This window comes from Bacteroides sp. MSK.20.82 (assembly GCF_019052485.1).
Classification (GTDB): Bacteria; Bacteroidota; Bacteroidia; order Bacteroidales; family Bacteroidaceae; genus Bacteroides; species Bacteroides thetaiotaomicron.
The window spans coordinates 44,985-63,680 of sequence record NZ_JAHQUN010000018.1 but is presented as its reverse complement, the minus strand read 5'-3'; the positions used below and the strand labels follow the sequence as shown (position 1 = coordinate 63,680).

At 41.3% G+C, this 18,696-nt stretch carries 14 protein-coding genes; 2 read left to right on the top strand and 12 right to left on the bottom strand.

Translation table 11 applies throughout. The annotated features are described in order from the left end of the window. Window positions 1-16: 16 nt before the first annotated feature. From argB to KTR07_RS15595, 4 genes are all read right to left on the bottom strand, one after another. Window positions 17-790 (bottom strand): acetylglutamate kinase, encoded by a 774-nt coding sequence (gene argB / locus KTR07_RS15610; RefSeq protein ID WP_008767599.1) that lies wholly within the window; start codon window positions 788-790, stop codon window positions 17-19. Between the two features lie 59 nt (window positions 791-849). Next, entirely contained in the window at window positions 850-2,742 is a 1,893-nt protein-coding gene (gene speA / locus KTR07_RS15605) for a biosynthetic arginine decarboxylase (RefSeq protein WP_008767598.1), read from the bottom strand. 117 nt (window positions 2,743-2,859) lie between these two features. Continuing rightward, complete coding sequence (locus KTR07_RS15600) at window positions 2,860-3,387, bottom strand: shikimate kinase (protein WP_113747950.1); 528 nt, start codon at window positions 3,385-3,387, stop codon at window positions 2,860-2,862. Window positions 3,388-3,447: 60 nt separating this feature from the next. Beyond that, on the bottom strand, window positions 3,448-4,050 hold the full coding sequence (locus tag KTR07_RS15595; RefSeq protein WP_048698593.1) for a nitroreductase family protein: 603 nt from the start codon (window positions 4,048-4,050) through the stop codon (window positions 3,448-3,450). Between the two features lie 138 nt (window positions 4,051-4,188). Between KTR07_RS15595 and KTR07_RS15590 the strand changes: the two genes are divergently transcribed. After that, window positions 4,189-4,824 (top strand): viroplasmin family protein, encoded by a 636-nt coding sequence (locus tag KTR07_RS15590; protein ID WP_008763654.1) that lies wholly within the window; start codon window positions 4,189-4,191, stop codon window positions 4,822-4,824. A 12-nt stretch (window positions 4,825-4,836) separates the two neighbouring features. On the opposite strand, the gene KTR07_RS15585 is transcribed toward KTR07_RS15590, so the two are convergent. From KTR07_RS15585 to KTR07_RS15560, 6 genes are all read right to left on the bottom strand, one after another. After that, window positions 4,837-5,268 carry a GtrA family protein gene (locus tag KTR07_RS15585; RefSeq protein WP_048698591.1) on the bottom strand — a complete coding sequence of 144 codons (432 nt, stop codon included), beginning with the start codon at window positions 5,266-5,268 and terminating at the stop codon, window positions 4,837-4,839. Between the two features lie 44 nt (window positions 5,269-5,312). Further along, the gene (locus KTR07_RS15580) at window positions 5,313-6,473 is read right to left on the bottom strand and encodes a glycosyltransferase family 87 protein (RefSeq protein ID WP_117981584.1); all 1,161 of its coding nucleotides are present in this window, start codon (window positions 6,471-6,473) and stop codon (window positions 5,313-5,315) included. After that, window positions 6,458-8,359, bottom strand: a complete 1,902-nt coding sequence (locus KTR07_RS15575) for a glycosyltransferase 87 family protein (protein WP_081030485.1) — start codon at window positions 8,357-8,359, stop codon at window positions 6,458-6,460. Before KTR07_RS15575 ends, KTR07_RS15580 begins: the two co-directional genes overlap by 16 nt. Beyond that, window positions 8,356-9,144 carry a polysaccharide deacetylase family protein gene (locus KTR07_RS15570; protein WP_117981583.1) on the bottom strand — a complete coding sequence of 263 codons (789 nt, stop codon included), beginning with the start codon at window positions 9,142-9,144 and terminating at the stop codon, window positions 8,356-8,358. Before KTR07_RS15570 ends, KTR07_RS15575 begins: the two co-directional genes overlap by 4 nt. A gap of 60 nt (window positions 9,145-9,204) precedes the next feature. Next, on the bottom strand, window positions 9,205-11,040 hold the full coding sequence (locus tag KTR07_RS15565) for an ABC transporter ATP-binding protein (RefSeq protein ID WP_117981582.1): 1,836 nt from the start codon (window positions 11,038-11,040) through the stop codon (window positions 9,205-9,207). A gap of 135 nt (window positions 11,041-11,175) precedes the next feature. After that, window positions 11,176-13,266 carry a BT4734/BF3469 family protein gene (locus tag KTR07_RS15560; RefSeq protein ID WP_118214540.1) on the bottom strand — a complete coding sequence of 697 codons (2,091 nt, stop codon included), beginning with the start codon at window positions 13,264-13,266 and terminating at the stop codon, window positions 11,176-11,178. A gap of 630 nt (window positions 13,267-13,896) precedes the next feature. Here KTR07_RS15560 and KTR07_RS15555 point away from each other — a divergent pair. After that, on the top strand, window positions 13,897-14,508 hold the full coding sequence (locus KTR07_RS15555) for a DsbA family protein (protein ID WP_008767588.1): 612 nt from the start codon (window positions 13,897-13,899) through the stop codon (window positions 14,506-14,508). A gap of 229 nt (window positions 14,509-14,737) precedes the next feature. On the opposite strand, the gene KTR07_RS15550 is transcribed toward KTR07_RS15555, so the two are convergent. Then, window positions 14,738-16,930 (bottom strand): DUF5722 domain-containing protein, encoded by a 2,193-nt coding sequence (locus tag KTR07_RS15550; protein ID WP_117981580.1) that lies wholly within the window; start codon window positions 16,928-16,930, stop codon window positions 14,738-14,740. A 30-nt stretch (window positions 16,931-16,960) separates the two neighbouring features. Then, window positions 16,961-18,658 (bottom strand): DUF5722 domain-containing protein, encoded by a 1,698-nt coding sequence (locus tag KTR07_RS15545; protein ID WP_165938014.1) that lies wholly within the window; start codon window positions 18,656-18,658, stop codon window positions 16,961-16,963. Window positions 18,659-18,696: the final 38 nt, after the last annotated feature.

Genomic DNA, 18,696 nt, shown 5'->3' with positions numbered 1-18,696 from the left:
ATTACTTTTTTTTGAATTATTTTTTTATCCGCGTTCCTTCGTTGTCTTTAATCGCTGATGCTAAGGTAATTACAACTTCTGTAACTCCTGCATTAATTGCTTCAAAAGAATTCTCCAACTTAGGAATCATGCCACCTTGAATAACGCCGTCAGCAACGTATTGTTCGAATTCGGCACGGGTAATCTCAGGGATCACACTATCGTCATCATTCTCGTCACGCAGCACACCTTTCTTTTCGAAGCAGTACACCAGCGTCACGTCAAACAGCGCCGACAAAGCCTTTGCCGTCTCTCCGGCAATGGTATCCGCATTTGTATTCAGCATATTACCTTGACCATCGTGTGTCAACGGTGCCATCACGGGCACCACTCCTTTATGAATCAGATCAGCCAGCAAAGAAGCATCTACCTTCTCCACATCGCCCACGAAACCATAATCAACCTCTTTCACCGGACGCTTTACCGATCGGATCACATTCATATCCGCCCCAGTCAGTCCAAGAGCGTTCACTCCACGGGCCTGCAACCCGGCAACAATATTCTTGTTTACCAGACCACCATACACCATCGTTACCACTTTCAACGTTTCCGCATCGGTAATACGACGACCATTTACCATTTTGCTTTCAATACCTAGTTGTGCGGCAATCTTTGTTGCCGAGCGACCGCCGCCGTGAACCAGCACTTTATGTCCGCTGATGGCGGCAAAGTCATTCAACAACTGAAGAAGGGTGGCTTCCTCTTCTACGATTTTTCCACCCACCTTAATTACAGTTAGTTTTTCCCTCATTTTTTATTCAATTCTAATAAGTTTGCCGAATGGAGAACTCAGCTCCGGCACCTTGTCGGTTATTCTAAGTAAGTATAGCCGTAAAGTCCCGAACGATAGTTGGACAGAAACTCTTTACCCTCTTCCAATGATATCTTTCCTTCTTTTACAGACTTGGTCACCCATGTTTCAAGGGTACGTACCAGTTTTTTAGGATTATATTGTACGTAATCCAACACTTCCGCTACTGTCTCACCATCAATAATCTGTTCGATATTATATCCCTTTTCATTCACAGAAACGTGAACAGCATTCGTATCTCCAAACAGATTATGCATATCTCCCAGAATCTCCTGATAAGCTCCGACCAGGAAAACAGCCAGATAGTAAGGTTCTGTTTTCTTCAGACTATGCACAGGCAGATAATGAGCCACATTCCGGGTAGAAATGAAATTTGCAATCTTTCCGTCCGAATCACAGGTGATATCCTGCAGGGTAGCCGAACGCTCCGGCTTCTCATCCAACCGCTGAATAGGCATAATCGGAAATATCTGATCAATCGCCCAAGAGTCGGGCAAGGACTGGAACAATGAGAAATTACAAAAATATTTATCCGCCAGCAACTTGGACAATCCCCGGAATTCATCCGGCGCATGTTTCAAGCCTCCGGCGATCTGATTAATTTCCCGCGTAATGGACCAATACAAACGCTCGATCTGAGCACGGGTCTTCAAATCCACAATACCATGACTGAACAAGTCGAGCGCTTCTTCCCGAATCTGTTGTGCATCATGCCATGCTTCCAGCATCTTATTCTGGTTCAACGAATCCCAGATACTGTACAGTTCCTGCACAAGCTCATGTGCATCCGGAGCGATTTCCTCTTCATCATCCCATTCCGGAAGAGTAGCTGTTTCGAGCACCTCGAAGATCAAGACAGAGTGATGAGCCGTCAATGCCCGTCCGCTCTCGGTAATGATGTTCGGATGCGGGATGCCGTTTTTATCGCTGACATCTACCAATGTAGAAATGGAGTCATTCACATATTCCTGAATAGAATAGTTTACACTACCTTCACTATTGGAAGAACGGGTTCCGTCATAATCAACGCCCAGTCCGCCGCCGATGTCCACAAACTCCACATTGAATCCCATAGAGTGAAGCTGCACGTAAAATTGAGAAGCTTCGCGCAAAGCCGTCTTAATGCGACGAATCTTCGTCACCTGGCTGCCAATATGGAAATGAATCAGTTTCAGGCAATCTTTCAAGCCCTTGCTTTCCATAAAGTCAAGCGCTTCGAGCAGTTCGCTGGAAGTCAGACCGAACTTGCTGGCATCACCGCCCGATTCTTCCCATTTTCCACTGCCGGAAGAAGCCAGTTTAATACGAATACCGATATTGGGCTGCACATTCAACTGCTTCGCCATTTTGGCTATCAGTTTCAGTTCGTTCATCTTCTCTACTACGAGGAAGATACGTTTGCCCATCTTTTGGGCAAGGAGTGCCAGTTCGATATAACTTTCGTCTTTATAGCCGTTACAAACAATCAATGAGTCAGAATCCGTATTGACGGCAATCACCGCATGAAGTTCCGGTTTGGAACCGGCTTCCAGTCCGAGATTGAATTTCTTTCCGTGGCTGATAATCTCTTCTACCACAGGACGCATCTGGTTGACCTTAATGGGATAGATGATAAAATTCTCGGCTTTATACCCGTACTCTTCGGCAGCCTGCTTAAAACAGGAAGACATCTTTTCAATACGGTTGTCCAAAATATCCGGGAAACGCAACAGCATGGGAGATGCCACATCCCGCAATTGTAACTCGTCAACCAGTTCCTTCAGGTCGACGGTCACTCCATCTCTCCGCGGTGTAACAACAACATGACCTGCGTCATTAATACTAAAGTACGAAGTACCCCAACCCGTAATGTTGTAGAGTTCTTCAGAATCTTCAATACGCCACTTTCTCATTTTCTGTTATTCAGTGTTTTTAGTAAATAATTGGATGGCAAAAATACAGATTTATCTACAGGCTGCCAATTAATTGGATATTATTTCTTCCAATTGGTTTATATAACCGGTCTTAATTTATAATTCCAGCAGTTCCTGCAGACGTTGCACAGATGATTCAATCTGCCAGCGGTCTTCCAGTTCGTCCGCATTAAAGATATATTGCGCCTGCGTATAAAAAGGTGCGCGCTTTTCAAGCGCCTGAATGATGAAATCCATTAATTCATCATCTTCCTTTCCCTGAAGAATGGGACGTTGCTGCTTGGCAATACGCAAGCGTCTGAACAGCACATCGGGATGTACATTCAAGAAAACGGTTTTCCCCGTCCGGTTCATAAACTCCATATTGTCATAAAAGCAGGGTGCTCCCCCGCCTGTAGAGATAACGACGTTCTCAAACTCAGCTACCTCATGAAGCATATTTCTTTCCAACTCTCGAAATCCGGCTTCCCCCCGTTCCGTGAATAGTTCTCCGACAGTTTTATGAAAACGTTCTTCGATATACCAGTCCAGATCAATGAACGGGATATTCAGTTTGCGGGCAAAAGCCTTGCCCAAAGTAGTTTTTCCGGCACCCATATAGCCGGTAAGGAAGATACGAACCATAAATGATTAATTTTGCTCACAAAATTAATCATTTAATGAATAATGAAGAATGATTCTCTATTATTTAAAAACTTTTATCCGTTCTTCCAGTGGCTGGAACTCTTTTTCTCCCGGCTGATTGACAGGCACTCCGAACGGCATTTCCGCAATCAGATGCCAATGTGCAGGCAAATTCCATGCCCGACGCACCTCATCATCAATCAATGGATTATAATGTTGCAGGGAAGCACCGAAGCCCACATCTTCAAGCATCACCCAAACAGCCAGCTGATGCATCGCCGAGGTTTGTAATGACCATCCGGGGAAATTCTCCTGATAAGACGGGAAAGCTTCCTGAAGCCCCTTCACCACCTTCTGATCTTCAAAGAACAGCACCGTACCATATCCACAGGCAAAGGAATTGTCAATCTTTTCTTCGGTTTTCGCAAACGCTTCTCCCGGCACAATCTTCCTCAACGCATCTCTTACAATGTTCCATAACTTTTTATGAGACTTGCCAAGAAGAAGCACCACACGGGTAGATTGAGAATTGAATGCCGACGGCACGTGTCTCACTGCCAGATTGATAATGCATTCTATCTCCTGATCCGGAATAGGTGACTGGTCGGTAATCGAATAATAAGTCCGACGATTCTTCAAAGCTTCACTAAAAGTTCTTTCCATAATAGCTCCTTTCTTAATTTTATTTTCTTAAACTCCTTATAAATTAGAACAAGCTTCTCTGCCAACTTGTTCGATTCCGGAATATATTTGTACCTTCGCACCGTCAATGCTGTTGACATAATCATTCATTATCAGAAAATGGCTAAAGAAAAGTTCTACGTAGTATGGGAAGGAGTGACGCCGGGAGTATATGCTTCCTGGACGGATTGCCAGCTCCAGATCAAGGGTTATGAAGGTGCAAAGTACAAATCGTTCGACACCCGCGAAGAGGCGGAACGTGCACTGGCCTCGTCACCTTACGCCTACATCGGCAAGAATGCGAAGAAAAAAACGGAAGCTGCCCGAACCGGTTCCGATACACTGCCTGCTTCCGTCATTGACAATAGTCTGGCAGTCGATGCTGCGTGCAGTGGCAATCCCGGTCCGATGGAGTATCGGGGAGTACACGTGGCAAGCCGCCAGGAAATTTTTCATTTCGGCCCGATGAAAGGTACAAACAATATCGGAGAGTTTCTGGCCATCGTGCACGGACTGGCGTTGCTGAAACAGAAAGGATTTGATATGCCCATTTATAGCGACAGCGTGAATGCCATCAGCTGGGTGCGACAGAAAAAATGCAAAACCAAACTTCCGCGGAATGAAGAGACTGAAGAACTCTTCACAGTGATAGAACGGGCAGAGAAGTGGCTCAGGGAGAACACTTACACCACCCGTATTCTTAAATGGGAAACCAAAGTGTGGGGAGAGATTCCGGCAGACTTCGGCAGAAAATAATAGCCGGGAAGTCTATTCTGCGACTTGATCAGCAGCCTGTTCCTTCTTATGTTTAAACACAAAGCGGAGCATCAGAAAATTAGTGGGAACAGCCACAGCGAGCACACACAAGGGAGCTATCTCCTGATCTACATTCAGATACAGGAACAAATTGAACAATCCCATATGTATCAGATAGTTCACCAAATGGCTGCCTCCAAATCCCAAAGCCCTTTTCAAAGAAGGGTTGCTACGGAACGTGAAATAAGAAGTCAGAAAGAAATTACAGATAAAACTCGTCACATAGCCTATCGTGTAGGCAATATTCAAGTTGGTCATTTCGTATTCCTGCAACAGATAATAAACCCCATAATGTATTCCGGCGGCCAACGTTCCCACCGTGCAATAACGAATAAACTGGTAGCGTTTACTCTTCGATTGAAATACTGATTTTACAATTTCCATTAGTAAGTAGTTTTAGTTTTATAGTTCAGATGTTTCATTTTCATTCAGTCAGATGGACGCACGAAGTCCTGAGTCAGTTGTTCCCACACTATTTTCAGCCATATCAAGGTGCAAGGCAAAGCCTTTAAAGCATAAGGCTTCACATAATCCATCCTTATGAATCTTGGGAAAAGATCGGTAGTAGACAAAGAAGTCAGTAGAATACAGAATATAAGTAGAAACAAGTTTAACCCCGGTGTAGTGGCCTGTGTAGGTGTCTTTACATACCAGATTCCAACAGCAATCATAGCAGTCAGATAGCCATAGGTTTCAGTGCCGGTGCTAAATAGCACCATAAACAAAAGTGCAGAGGATAGAAACAAGAATCTGAAAGATTCATTTCCGTATTGCCGGATGCGTAAATAAGGAAGGGCAAACAAAATCATTCCGGGCACGATTATCCATAAATCGCTGAATGAGGCTCCCGTTATCCGATGTAACATACCCAGCAAAGATATGTTTTGATTGACGCTAAACTGATTCAGCCCATTCTTATAGACAAGCACATCGAACCATTCTTTATATGAATGAACGACATATTCCGGAGAAGCATAGAGCATCGGAAGCAAAAAAACGATCACTGCCCAAAAGACTAATCCGCCGACGAGTTTCATTTTGTGTTTCGAGAATAAAAAGAAAGCCAGTCCGACTATCCCATAAAGTTTGGTCATAGTCCCAAATACAATCATCAAAGCAGCCCAAAAATCCTTTTCTTTCTCGATCAGCACATACGAGAATATAATCATAGCGGTAATACCTATGCTATATTGCTGAGACAAAACAGCTGTAAAAACGTCATTTACAGAAACTAATATAACAACAGCAAATTGCCACTTTTTCAAATCTAACTTGCTGATAGCATAATAAAGGAAACCACAATTCACCAGACACCAAAAGACCATCCCCAAGGGTCTGGGAAGAACCGCAAAAGGAGAAATCAATGCAGTGAAAGAAATACCATACAGAAAAAAATCTTTCTGTTCCTGAAGATATTCTACATATAAAGGAGAAGAAGATATCGCATGCCAAAAAGACTGGCTAAATATAACATAATTGCTATATGTCCCCTTCATCATCAATGATAAACTGCAAGCTAATCCTACTCCCATCCACAAGATGAATAGAAAGACGGGATTCTGCACATATCCTTTCAACCTCTCCAACATATCATCAATAAGTTTTTTAGTTCATTTACAAATACCCCCTTTTTCATATCAGGCAACATCACTTCGCCTCTTAAGTCTACAGGAACCTCTTTGATGAAGGTGGTATCATCAAGAGAAGCCTTATATATAAACTCCGTATCAAATAAGAACTGTTTAATACGAGTGGACGCAAGAAAAGCTTTTCCCTTACAGTTAAACCCCTTTAATCCCCCCTGCGTATCTGTGTGGGTCAGCCCTAACAGCATAAAGTTCAAGAAACGTGAAGCATGACTCGCCAACTTTCTACGGGTAGAAAGTTGTGAATAATACGTATGATTACGATTTGCTACAACTACATCATACCCTTCCTCAAGATATTTAATCACCTGACAAACAGACTCAATCTTATATGGAAAATCATAATCTGTATAAAGAGCCAGCTCTGAATCAGAATGTGCTATACCATCACGAACAGCAGCTCCTTTCCCTTGATTTATCTTATTGTCTACAATGATAGTGTTGGGTAAGTTATTTGTCAAACGAAGTACAGCTTCTTCCGTAAATCCGCGTTTGGAACCATCATTTACTACGATAAAGCGAATATTGTACCCGTTCAGCATCCCTTCCAACTCTTTATGTTTCTCAATCAGTTGCTGCTCCCATCCTTCATGAGGATTATAACAGGGCAATATGACGTCAATCCGTTCATCATCTTTTTTATGTAGAAAAGGAGTTGGGGTTCTTGATGTATAGTCCTGAGTTAATTGTTCCCAGATGATTTTAAACCAGATAATAGCACATGGGAGAGCTTTAAGTGCAAATGAAGTTATGTATTCAGTCCTGAAATGTTTTGAAAAAAGAATACTGCTTGAAGACGCTGCCGTCAACACAAAACAGAATAGCAATAAGCATGTATTCAGCACAAATGATTTTTTATACGTTGGCGTACTTACATACCATATACCCACACCAATTAGAGCACCCACATATCCACATTCTTCCGTCCCCGTACTAAACAAGACCATAAATAACAGAACTGATGCCAAAAACGAAAGCCGAAAATTTCTATTCTCATATTGTCCAATACGCAAATAAGGCAATAAGAATAAAACAATTCCAGGAATTATCAGCCACATATCGCTATATTCAACAGCATGAGTAATCTTTCGAACCATTCCTAATAAAGAGATATTCTGATAAAAGCTCAACTCATTAACATCATTCTTAACTACAAGAATACTAACCCATTCTTTATAAGAATCAAATACATATTGTGGAGAAGTATAAAACATTGGAACTACAAATAGAACGAATGCCCAAAATAGAATTCCCCACAGAAAATATAATTTTCTTTTAGAGAAAAGGAAAAAAGCTAACCCCACAATCCCATAAATTTTGGTTAATGTGCCTAACACAATCATCAATGCAGCCCAAAAATCTTTTTTTCTCTCGACAAGAATAAAAGTAAAAAGAATGAAAGCGGCTACTGCTGCATTATACTGCTGAGTCACAACAGATAAATATAAGCCATTATATGACAACCAAATAATAATGGCTGTTTTCCATTTTTCAAACTCTAACTTTTTTATAGCAAAGTACAATAAAAGAGCATTACACAAACTCCACAAAGCAGAACCCACCATTGTTGGCATGATTGAAAAGGGAGCAATCAATAAAGTGAAAGGAATGCCATATAGAAATAAATCAAAATATTCTTTAGGATATTCTACATATAAAGGCGTTTGCTCCAAAGCATGAAAAAATGAACGGGAAAATATCAAGTAGTTATTTGCAAGTCCTTCTGTCCAGCTTACCCAAAATCCCCTGATAGCCACCCCAAACCACAAAATTGCTAATACAATAGGATTTTGCACTAACTTTAGTATAAATCTTATTATATCTTTCATTTCATTATATCCTTGTTTAGTTTTATATAATCTATAAAACGACCAAAACTAACATTCTTTTTCCTAAAATATAGGATGAAGGCATCCAGCCTTTTTTCCATTCCTTCTCCTGCATGATTCCTTATAATAAATGGCAGTTTCCATTCCGGGTGTTCATTTAACGGATAAAATTCCCACGGATGAAAGTATGTCACAAAATATCCATCATGCCGATGAGTGTATTTACACAGCCAACGATAAAGTGAAGCAGGCAAATTATGACATGAAAGCCAAAATAAAGGAAAGCGTAACAACGGAGTTACTGATGCCGGCATTTGCATCACACGGTCTTTTATAAAAGGAGTACGAGGAGTAGAGAGCCGCATATATCTTCCCGGGATAAATGTCGGATTCAAGGAAGAATTATATATATACCCCGCCTCATATACAGCTTTTTCCGACACAGGCATCATGCGTGCCTGCCGATAGCCATAAACTTTGGTTCCGGTGATTTCCTCCAACTGATCTTTCGACCTTTTCAGATCTTCCACTTTAAAGGTCCAATGATAGAAGCCATGAGAAGCAATCTCGTGACCTCCCTCCTGAATGCGCTTTATTATATCAGGAGCATGAAGAGCAAAATTTGCCGTACAGAAAAAGGTCGCTTTTACCTGATTCCGTTCCAAGCAATCCAAAATTCGGGTAGTCCCCTCTACAGAAACTTTAATTTGCTCTTCCATTGATATGTCCACCTGATGTTCTTTGGGCACATCAAATTCCTCAATGTCAAAACTTAATAAAATCATTCCAATATTAGTCTAGTTTACGTTTGTTGCTGTGAGTTGCTGCAAATATGCAGCCACAGCCTATAATGCTTGCATATCGTTTAGTCTTTTATAATAACCGTCTAATTCCAATAATTCTTCGTGGCGCCCACGCTCTACAATTTCCCCTTCATAGAGCACACAAATCTCATCTGCATTTTTGATAGTAGAAAGACGGTGAGCAATTGCAATCGTGGTACGCGTCTTCATCAATCTCTCCAATGCTTCCTGTACCAAACGTTCCGATTCAGTATCCAGTGCTGAAGTAGCCTCATCCAGAATCAGGATGGGAGGATTCTTCAGAATAGCACGGGCGATGCTGACACGCTGTCTCTGTCCACCGGAAAGTTTGCCGCCACGGTCACCGATATTTGTATTATATCCTTCCGGCTTTTCCATAATAAAATCATGGGCATTGGCAATCTTAGCAGCCTCTATGACTTGTTCCATAGTTGCATTTTCTACGCCAAAAGCAATATTATTGAAAAATGTATCATTAAAAAGAATGGCTTCTTGATTTACATTGCCAATCAAACTGCGCAAATCGGCAATACGTACATCTTTAATACTTGTACCATCGATGGTGATATCTCCTTCTTGCACATCATGATAACGTGGCAATAAATCTACAAGCGTTGATTTTCCTGAGCCTGACTGTCCTACCAAAGCAACTGTCTTTCCCTTTGGCACTGTTAAGTTCACATGTTTCAACACTTCTCTTTTACCATCATAGCTAAAGCTTATATCTTTAAACTCAATCCGATCATTCATTCCAGTCAATGGTTTCGGATTAGGAATTTCTTTAATATTATTCTCAGCCTTCAATATTTTGTCCACGCGTTCCATAGAAGCAAGCCCCTTGGGGATATTGTAACCAGCCTTGGCAAAGTCTTTCAACGGATTTATCACGCTATACAAAATAACCATATAAAATATAAACGTCGGTGCAGTCAATGACGAATTATGCCCTAAAATCAAAGCACCACCAAACCATAATACAGATACAATCAGAATTGTTCCCAAGAACTCACTCATCGGATGAGCCAAAGCTTGCCGCATAGCAACTTTGTTGACTGCATCACGAAGCTCATTACTGCACCTCGTAAAACGATTTATCATTCTGTCCTCTGCAATAAACGCTTTGATAATACGCAAACCACCCAATGTTTCTTCCAACTGAGACATTGTATCACTCCACTTACCTTGTGCCTCCAGTGATTGACGCTTTAGTTTTCTTCCGACCTTACCCATCAGCCAGCCCATAGCCGGTAATACCAAAACGGTGAAAAGAGTTAACTTCCAGCTGGTAGCAATCAATGTTATAAAATACAATATAATCATGATAGGGCTCTTTATCAGCATGTCCAATGAGCTGGTAATAGAGTTTTCCACCTCTCCCACATCACCACTCATACGAGCTATAATATCTCCTTTTCTCTCCTCTGAGAAAAAGCCCATCGGCAAACGCATTACCTTCGCATATACCATGATACGGATATCCCTGACAACTCCTGTACGTAATGGAATCATCACAGCTGAAGATGCAAAATAACAGGAAGTTTTAAATAAAGTCATCAAAGCCAGAAACAGTCCCAGAAAAATCAAAGCAGTAGTAGGACCATTATCCTGAATCATTTGGGAAACATAATAATAGAAATTATTTATCGCAACATCTTTAAAACCGGCAGTTCCCCATTCCATATACTCATATACCTTATTATTCTCTCCTGTTTTAAACAAAATGTCCAGAATCGGAATTAACAAAGTAAATGAAAACACATTGAATACAGCTGACAAGATATTCAGCAAAATAGCCCATCCGATATACTTCTTATATGGCGACACAAAACGTCGCATCAGTTGCAAAAATTCCTTCATTATTTGAAATAAAATAAGTTAAGGCTGCAAAGATACAATAAAACTGTCTAACAGTTGAAGGTTTCTTTCAATAATTAATACGAATTATATAATAGCCACCTTCTTGACCATTTATTCGTCTATTTCACTCCAACACTACTCATTATCAAAAGATATGGGCACCACATGATAATAAACCCCATGAGATCTCCGGTACGATTTCACTCCCAGCTTTTGCAGAATACGCCCCAAATAAGATACTTGCCGAGGTGAAAACTTCATCTTACTAGCCTTCTGTATTCGTTGTAGCAAATCCGCAGCAAGCAACCATTCTCCTGCCTCATCGTCGGTCGCCGCCCGATAATATACCTGAAACAATTGCTCGATCGCGGGAGATTGCTCAAACTCCTGATTAGACTCCGTCATAATAGCTTCCTCTTCTTCATCAAACCAATACCGTTCATTTTTATAAAGCGCCGTCATTGCTTGTGCATAAAGCTGCTCATAATCAATGGGACGCACCACATCAATCACTCCCGTCACTTCGACGCCGATAAAACGGCGACTACCGGAAGTGTCTGTCAGTAAGTCTTTATGATTACTCGTCCCGATAAAAGAAGCATACCGCCGAAGTGATTCTACAGCTGACGCATTCGGGCGACGGGTATTAACAACCGGTTTTTGCAAAATATGTTTAAGGAATGACTGCTGATTGACACCTATCTGATCAAACTCATCCATATTGATGAGAAGAAAACGATTCAGATACAACTCGGCGTCCCTTTTACGGCTAAAGTCAATGCTGTCCGTATAATACGCCTGCAAACAAGGAGGCAGAATCAGACGGCAAAAGGTGGACTTACGATAAGCCTGCGGACCGATTAAAATAGGTGAAGTACTGTTCGCATGATTTTTGTCAACTCCACGCCAGTGCGCCACTGTACTGAGAAACCAACGACGAAAAAGTTGTCCCCAATGAGGATTATCACAAGGAACTCTTTCAGCCAGGTCACGGATGTGGTCTTTACCGTCCCAATGGGGAAGATCATAAAGAAATTCCTCGACAGGGTGATAAACGGGAACATGATCGGAATTCAGATATCGGACCACATCCTTATCCCAAAGTTTGATGCCCTCATACATCGCATTCATCGTAATACTTGCCATCACCCGTTTGTCTATGGGGCGAAAATAAAAGTTGAAACTGTTCCGCTCACGGTATTCCACGCTCGAAGTCAGCATATTGAAACGAAACTCATAGCGGCGTTTCATAAACTCATCTGTCTGCATGACAAACAATTGCTCCGGCAGCAAACTACTTTTATCGGCAAAACCCTCGCACGTACCATACACGTTCTTCACCGTCTCGCGAATCAGGAATTCATCTTTCGGTAAACGATAATGAGCACGTGCCCATCGCACGGTGTCTTCCTGTGGAATACCGGCACGAAAACACTGCTCAGCCAGACAAACAAGCAATGAGTGTATATCATCGCCTGGGCGGTATCCTTTTTGCTCGGCAAATGCTCGGGCAAATGCTGCTTCAAAAAGAACAGAAAGTGCTTCGTAACTATCATATCCGGGAACAAGCCGCTGTAAAGGAGAAGCCTGCGCCTGTACCTGCTCTCGATAGGTGGTTTCCCCCGGCAAAGATGCTGGCTGTTTCAGATAAACAGGCATGGCTTCGGGATTAAAATACAGCTCCGGGTCGAAAGTCAGCCGGCAATACTGTTCCAGCGAAGGCTCTCTTAATTCGATATCAAACGGAAGTTGGGGCTGGTAATATTTCACAGCCAGACGATAAGCATGCGCATGAAAGACTTCCGCCTGTTCGCGATTATCAGGCAGACGGTTGTCGGGATACGTAAAACGAACCCATATCTTTACAGACTTTCCTGAAGAACCGATAAAAGCAAGATACGTCTGAGGCAGTTCCTTCACACACTCCTTCACCTCATCAGCTTCCATACGTCCGGACAACCCGTTGACCTGAAGCATAACGATTCCATTATATTCGGCCATCGCCATCACCCCGTTTTTTCTGACAAAAGCTGCCGCCGGAAGTATCTTCGGGACCCTCTCTATATAATCATTTTTATCACCGGGAAGTATATAAGGCAGGACTTCTCTCATATTAGAGACCAGTTGTGCTTTAGTTTCCTTTTTCATCTGCTCTACGAGCTGTTCAATCTTCAACGTACGCATCGTATTTACTTTGCCATCGTCTCTCACTTGTGTTATTCTCATTTTTTCTTTCGCTGTTTGTCCTGCTTGCGTGTGTAGGGCAATATATATTTTGCACAAAAGTACTGTAAACATTCTATGTAAACAAGTTTCTGATCATAAGTTTCATTCCCATCTCCTCTCCCTCTACTAGAAAAGAAAAAATATATTTTAGTCTCACGGTCTCACTACTTTTACATAATCACCAAATAATTAATATATTATAGGATGAGAGATACCTCTGTAAAAAGTATCTCTCATCATTTCCTCACTGAAATTACTCTATTCTAACCTGTCTCTCACCTTCTTTTGATTATCTCTCATTCTGCTTTCCAACTTCCATTATTTAATTTCAGACCTATACATTTCTCCTTTTAGAAGTACTTTAAGGCGCATATATTTTACCATTCATTATCATGCAAACAATCCTATAATTGCTTGTTTTACAACTATTATTGTCGTATCTTTGAAGGACGTTATTCATCATACTACCCGGGTGAACCGACCTGTTCACTCAGGTACACAGATATGTTCTCGAAGGTGCAATGATCGGTTCACCCGGGTAGAACGATGAAGATGTCAGTAAGATGACACACAGATAAAGGCTTTAAATGCCGAAGAGATAAGTAACACCATATATAAACAACAATTAAGATGGCAGTACAATTCGAATTTTATAAGAATCCCGTTCAGGGAGAAGAAGAGGGGGAAACAAGTTATCATCCCAGAGTCGTGAATTTTCAACACGTGACTACCCGAAGACTGGCAGCCGAAATTCACTCGGCAACTACCTTTGGCAAGGCCGAAGTGGAAGCAATGTTAATGGAACTCAGTCGGTGCATGGGAAATCACTTACGCGAAGGGCAAAGAGTACATCTTGACGGGGTCGGCTATTTTCAGATCACATTACAAGCAACAGAGCCGATACATTCCATGGCCGCACACGCTGACAAAGTGAAGTTTAAATCGGTCAGTTTCCTGGCGGACAGAGATTTAAAAGGTGAGCTTATAGGTATGCATGCACAACGCTCAAAGTATAAACCCCACTCGGCTACCCTCTCCCAAGAAGAAATAGACAAAAAATTAACCGGGTACTTCTCTACGCATACGGTTTTGACCCGCTCTGATATGCAGTCACTTTGCCAATTCACACACAGTATGGCGGCACGCCATATTCGCAGGTTGAAAGAAGAAGGCTCTTTGCAGAATATCGGAATTCGTACGCAACCAATTTATGTGCCGTGTCCAGGACATTACGGGAAATAGTTGTAAAATAGAATGAGAGATAGGGTAAAATAGAGTAATTCCAGTGAGAAAAGAATGAGAGATACCTTTGTAAAAAGTATCTCTCATTCTATAATATCTTAATTATTTGGCGATTATGCAAAAGTAGTGAGACCGTGAGACTAAAAAAATTCTTTTATAGCGGACTTAGATATAATCACAACACCCAAAGAGGAAGCCCAAATGAGTTTCCTCTTTTACCTAATATCGCTTATGGAATATCTTGAATAATTCCTTCCCAACTATCAATCCCTATTCGAGATAAATACTGTTCAAAATAATCATCTTCTTCATCTGTATCCGCTTTTTGATAGGTTGTCCATACAGGCTTGGCTTCACCATTATGAGGCGCTTCGGTATACTTACGCAAACCCAAACAGGCACCATCTCCCAAATGATCAAACCAGCTATGCCATTGTATTCCATCAATGCCGTCCAGATTATTAATCTTCTTCCAGCCATAAGCAAAGCCGGCAGCCTGATCCTGCAAATCATTATCACTATAACTTGGAGAACATGTTCCTGCCTCAGAAAGCCAGACAGAACGTTTCACTGTTCCTTTATATTTATTGGAGGAGAGACTTACCCACTTATCCAAAACCTCCAAATTTTTCAAGGTCACATATTCCGTGTCCATAGAATAAGTTGCCTGTTCATCATCCCAAGTGCACGGGTTACCTAACTGAGCCGGGTAACTATGACACGCCAATGACCAGAAGAAATCACCTTCGCTTTCACTGAACTGATTCATAAAGTCGAGCATATCTCTTACTTTATACCAACCGCCACCGGCAGCGATATTCCATCCATGCGAGAAAGAGATAAAGACTTCCGAGTGCTGGTCATATTGATGCGCAATATTATAGCACATACGCATCGAACGGAGATAAGTGTCCATAAACGTGGCAATCGGTTTGTCACCCATATTGGTCCAATGACTTCCTCCATCCACTTCGTTATGTATAATCCAGTGCGCTATGCGCATATTAGGGTCACTATATCTTTCTGCCAGGAAGTCAAGTGCGGCAGCATAACAATTTGTAGACTCTATTGTAGTCATATTAGGCATTGTATAAGGAGCTATACCATTAAAATCCGGATGTTTCAAAAGAGTACCGGCATCTCCGGTAGGAGGAACCAGCAAAATACCTGCTACAGAGATTCCACGTTTACTCGTTTGCTCCAACACAGCATCAAATGAACTCTTCATATATCCCTCATTAAAATAATATGTCCTTCCACCGTAAGTATGCGGAATATCTCCTTCCTGCTGAGAAAGATGCATGAAATGAGAAATAGGAATGTTGATGGTGGCACTGGCAATACCCAAATCATCCAAATCAGATGCAAGGAATCCATGATTTATCAATCCTCCCAACCCCTTCTTAGATTTTAAAGGAATAGCCTCAACACTTTGTTTCACGTGTATTTTATCCACGTTCGCATAGCGGGCATGAGAAACAATCTCATCCTTGGAAGCTCCTTCTTTGTATATAGCCCACTTAGACAATAAACGATCATACTCATAGTCACCTATAGTAACATATCTATCCAACTGAACGTTAAAAGAGCCGTTTGATAAAGGTGTTTTATTTTCCACCTTTTCTACTTTGAACATATCTACAAATGGAGGAATCTCTCCCAAGAAGAAAGTACCTTCTCCCGTATAGTTACCTTGAATACTGATCGTACTCTCTCCTACCACCACATCAGTTACATGGCAATCATATTCTTTATTCAGATAATCTTTAATTCCTTGTTCGTACTTCTCTTTATTAAGTGCTTCATTATTCTCGTCCTCTTCCGCCTGTTTTTCCTCATCATTCATCATACGTAGGCGTATATTACGCATTTGTATGATATTATTAGGCTGGTCTCCAAAATCCAGACGCAGAAAATCTTTCACTTTTCCCCAATCAAACTCCTGTCTATATTTCTTTAGACGAACGCTGAATGAAGCCCATTCCGTAGAAGCAGGAACGGTTCCCGCACTCATGCTATGAGTAGCATCAATCCCATTTTTTGCATCAGCAAAAAAGAGTTCAAGGTTACTCATCCCCATTTCCGTCTGATATTCAAATTCAAGAACATTACATTCTTCGGGAACATCTTCTTTAAACAAACCGGCAGTCGCCCAAGGATCACCATTAGTAGTTTCTATCGTATAACTACTGTCTTCATTTTGAGTTAACGTTACTCCCGACTTATAGGGCCCATCCAATAACATATAAACAGGCGGGATAACAATTTCCTCAGGAGGAATAACTTCTCCTCCATCGTCTTCAATAAAATCATCATTACAGGAAGACAAGTTCATCACAAAAAATGCCATTAAAAACAACATGCCACATCGCCCTAGCAGGCGTTCAGGCCTTCTCGTAAAGAAAGCTTTCAAATTTTCCATAATTTCAGTTTTAGTTAATAATGTCGTTGATTAAAAATTCTCAATAATATTCCAATCAGGAATTCCAATTAAAGGTAAGAATTGTTCGAAATATTCATCTTCTTCATTTGTGCCTGCTTTCCGATAAACTTCCCACACAGGTTTGGCTTCCCCTCTGTAAGATTCATCCAAGTATTTACGCAATCCGAAGCAAGCTCCGTCTCCCGGATGATCAAACCAATTATGCCATTGTAGCCCATCAATCCCTTCCAATGCATTGATTTTCTTCCAGGCGAAAGCCAAACTAGCCGCTTGCTTCTGAAAATCTTCATCCGAATAAGTAGGAGAATTTACTCCAGCCTCAGAAAGCCAGACAGAGCGCTTAATAGTCCCTTTATATTTATTTTCTTTGGTAAGCGCCCACTTACTCAGAACTTCTAGATTCTTAAACGTAATAAATTGGGTATCCATGGAAAACGTTGCGTTCGGATCAATCCAAACACATGGATTCGTCAAATCCTGAGAATAGCTATGATAAGCTAATCCCCACTGAAAGTCTCCTTCTACCCGACTATAAACATTCAACAAATCAATGATTTCCTTGCTTGTATAGAGCCACCATCCCACATTCGCTATCTGTGTCCAGGAATGTGTAAAGGAGCCCAAAACCTCTGCCTGTTTATCATATTGGCGTACTATATTATAACATATACGCATTGATTTTATATAGGTATCCGTAAATACAGTAAGAGGTTTTACTCCCATATTTGTCCAGTCTATACAGCCGTCTACCTCATTATGCATAATCCAATGAGCTATACGCCCGTAGCGATTGTCCGCCGTACAATATCTTTTCGCCAGAAAATCAAATGCTGCCGCATAACAATTTACCGATTCCAGAGTAGTCATATTAGGCATTGTATAAACCCCTCTTTCATAATCCGGATGTTGCAGCAATACCCCCAGGTCAGGGTCTACGCATTTAGCTGCCGGTTCGACAAGAATGATGGCAGCAACAGCAATATTCCGTTTGGCTGCTTCTAAAAGAGGAACGTCAAGCACAGTCTTGAGGTAACCTTCATCCATATAATAGGTTCTTCCCCCATAAGTATGCGCAATATCTCCCGCTCTTGGCGTCAGATGCATAAACTGAGTGATACAAACATTAATCGTAGCACTGCTTATCCCCAACGAAGTAAAATCCGATATATATTGGTTAGGAATAATTCCACCCAACCCTTTCTTTGAAGTCAGTTTGATAGCCGGAAGATTCTGAAACGCATGAATTTCATCCGCTTGATGCGCATGAGAAACCAGTTGGTCTCTTTCTACTCCCTCTTTATAAATAGCCCACTTTGACAAAAGACGATCATACAACGCTCCATCCCTTTCTACATAACGCTCTAACTTAATTTCAAAAGATGAATCTTCTAACTTCAACTTATAAGGAGCCTTCTTCACATCTATGATATCCAAATAAGGAGGAATCTCACCTAAAAAGAAGTTGCCTTCACCGGTATATTCACCAGTAACGCGAACGGAAGATTCCATTACTGAGACCTGAGAAATTTTACACGAATAGCTTTTTCCCAAATAAGCATTCAGATCTTGTTCGTGTTGAATATCTTCTTCGTCAAAAGGAGATTCAGGTATCTCCTCTTTCTCTTCCTCGTGACAGGAAGAAACAATGAAAGGACAGCAGGACAGAAACAAAAGAATAATAAACGACTCAATATAAGCCTTTCTCATTTAAAAAAAATGACTTTTCAATAGCTCCATAAGTAAAC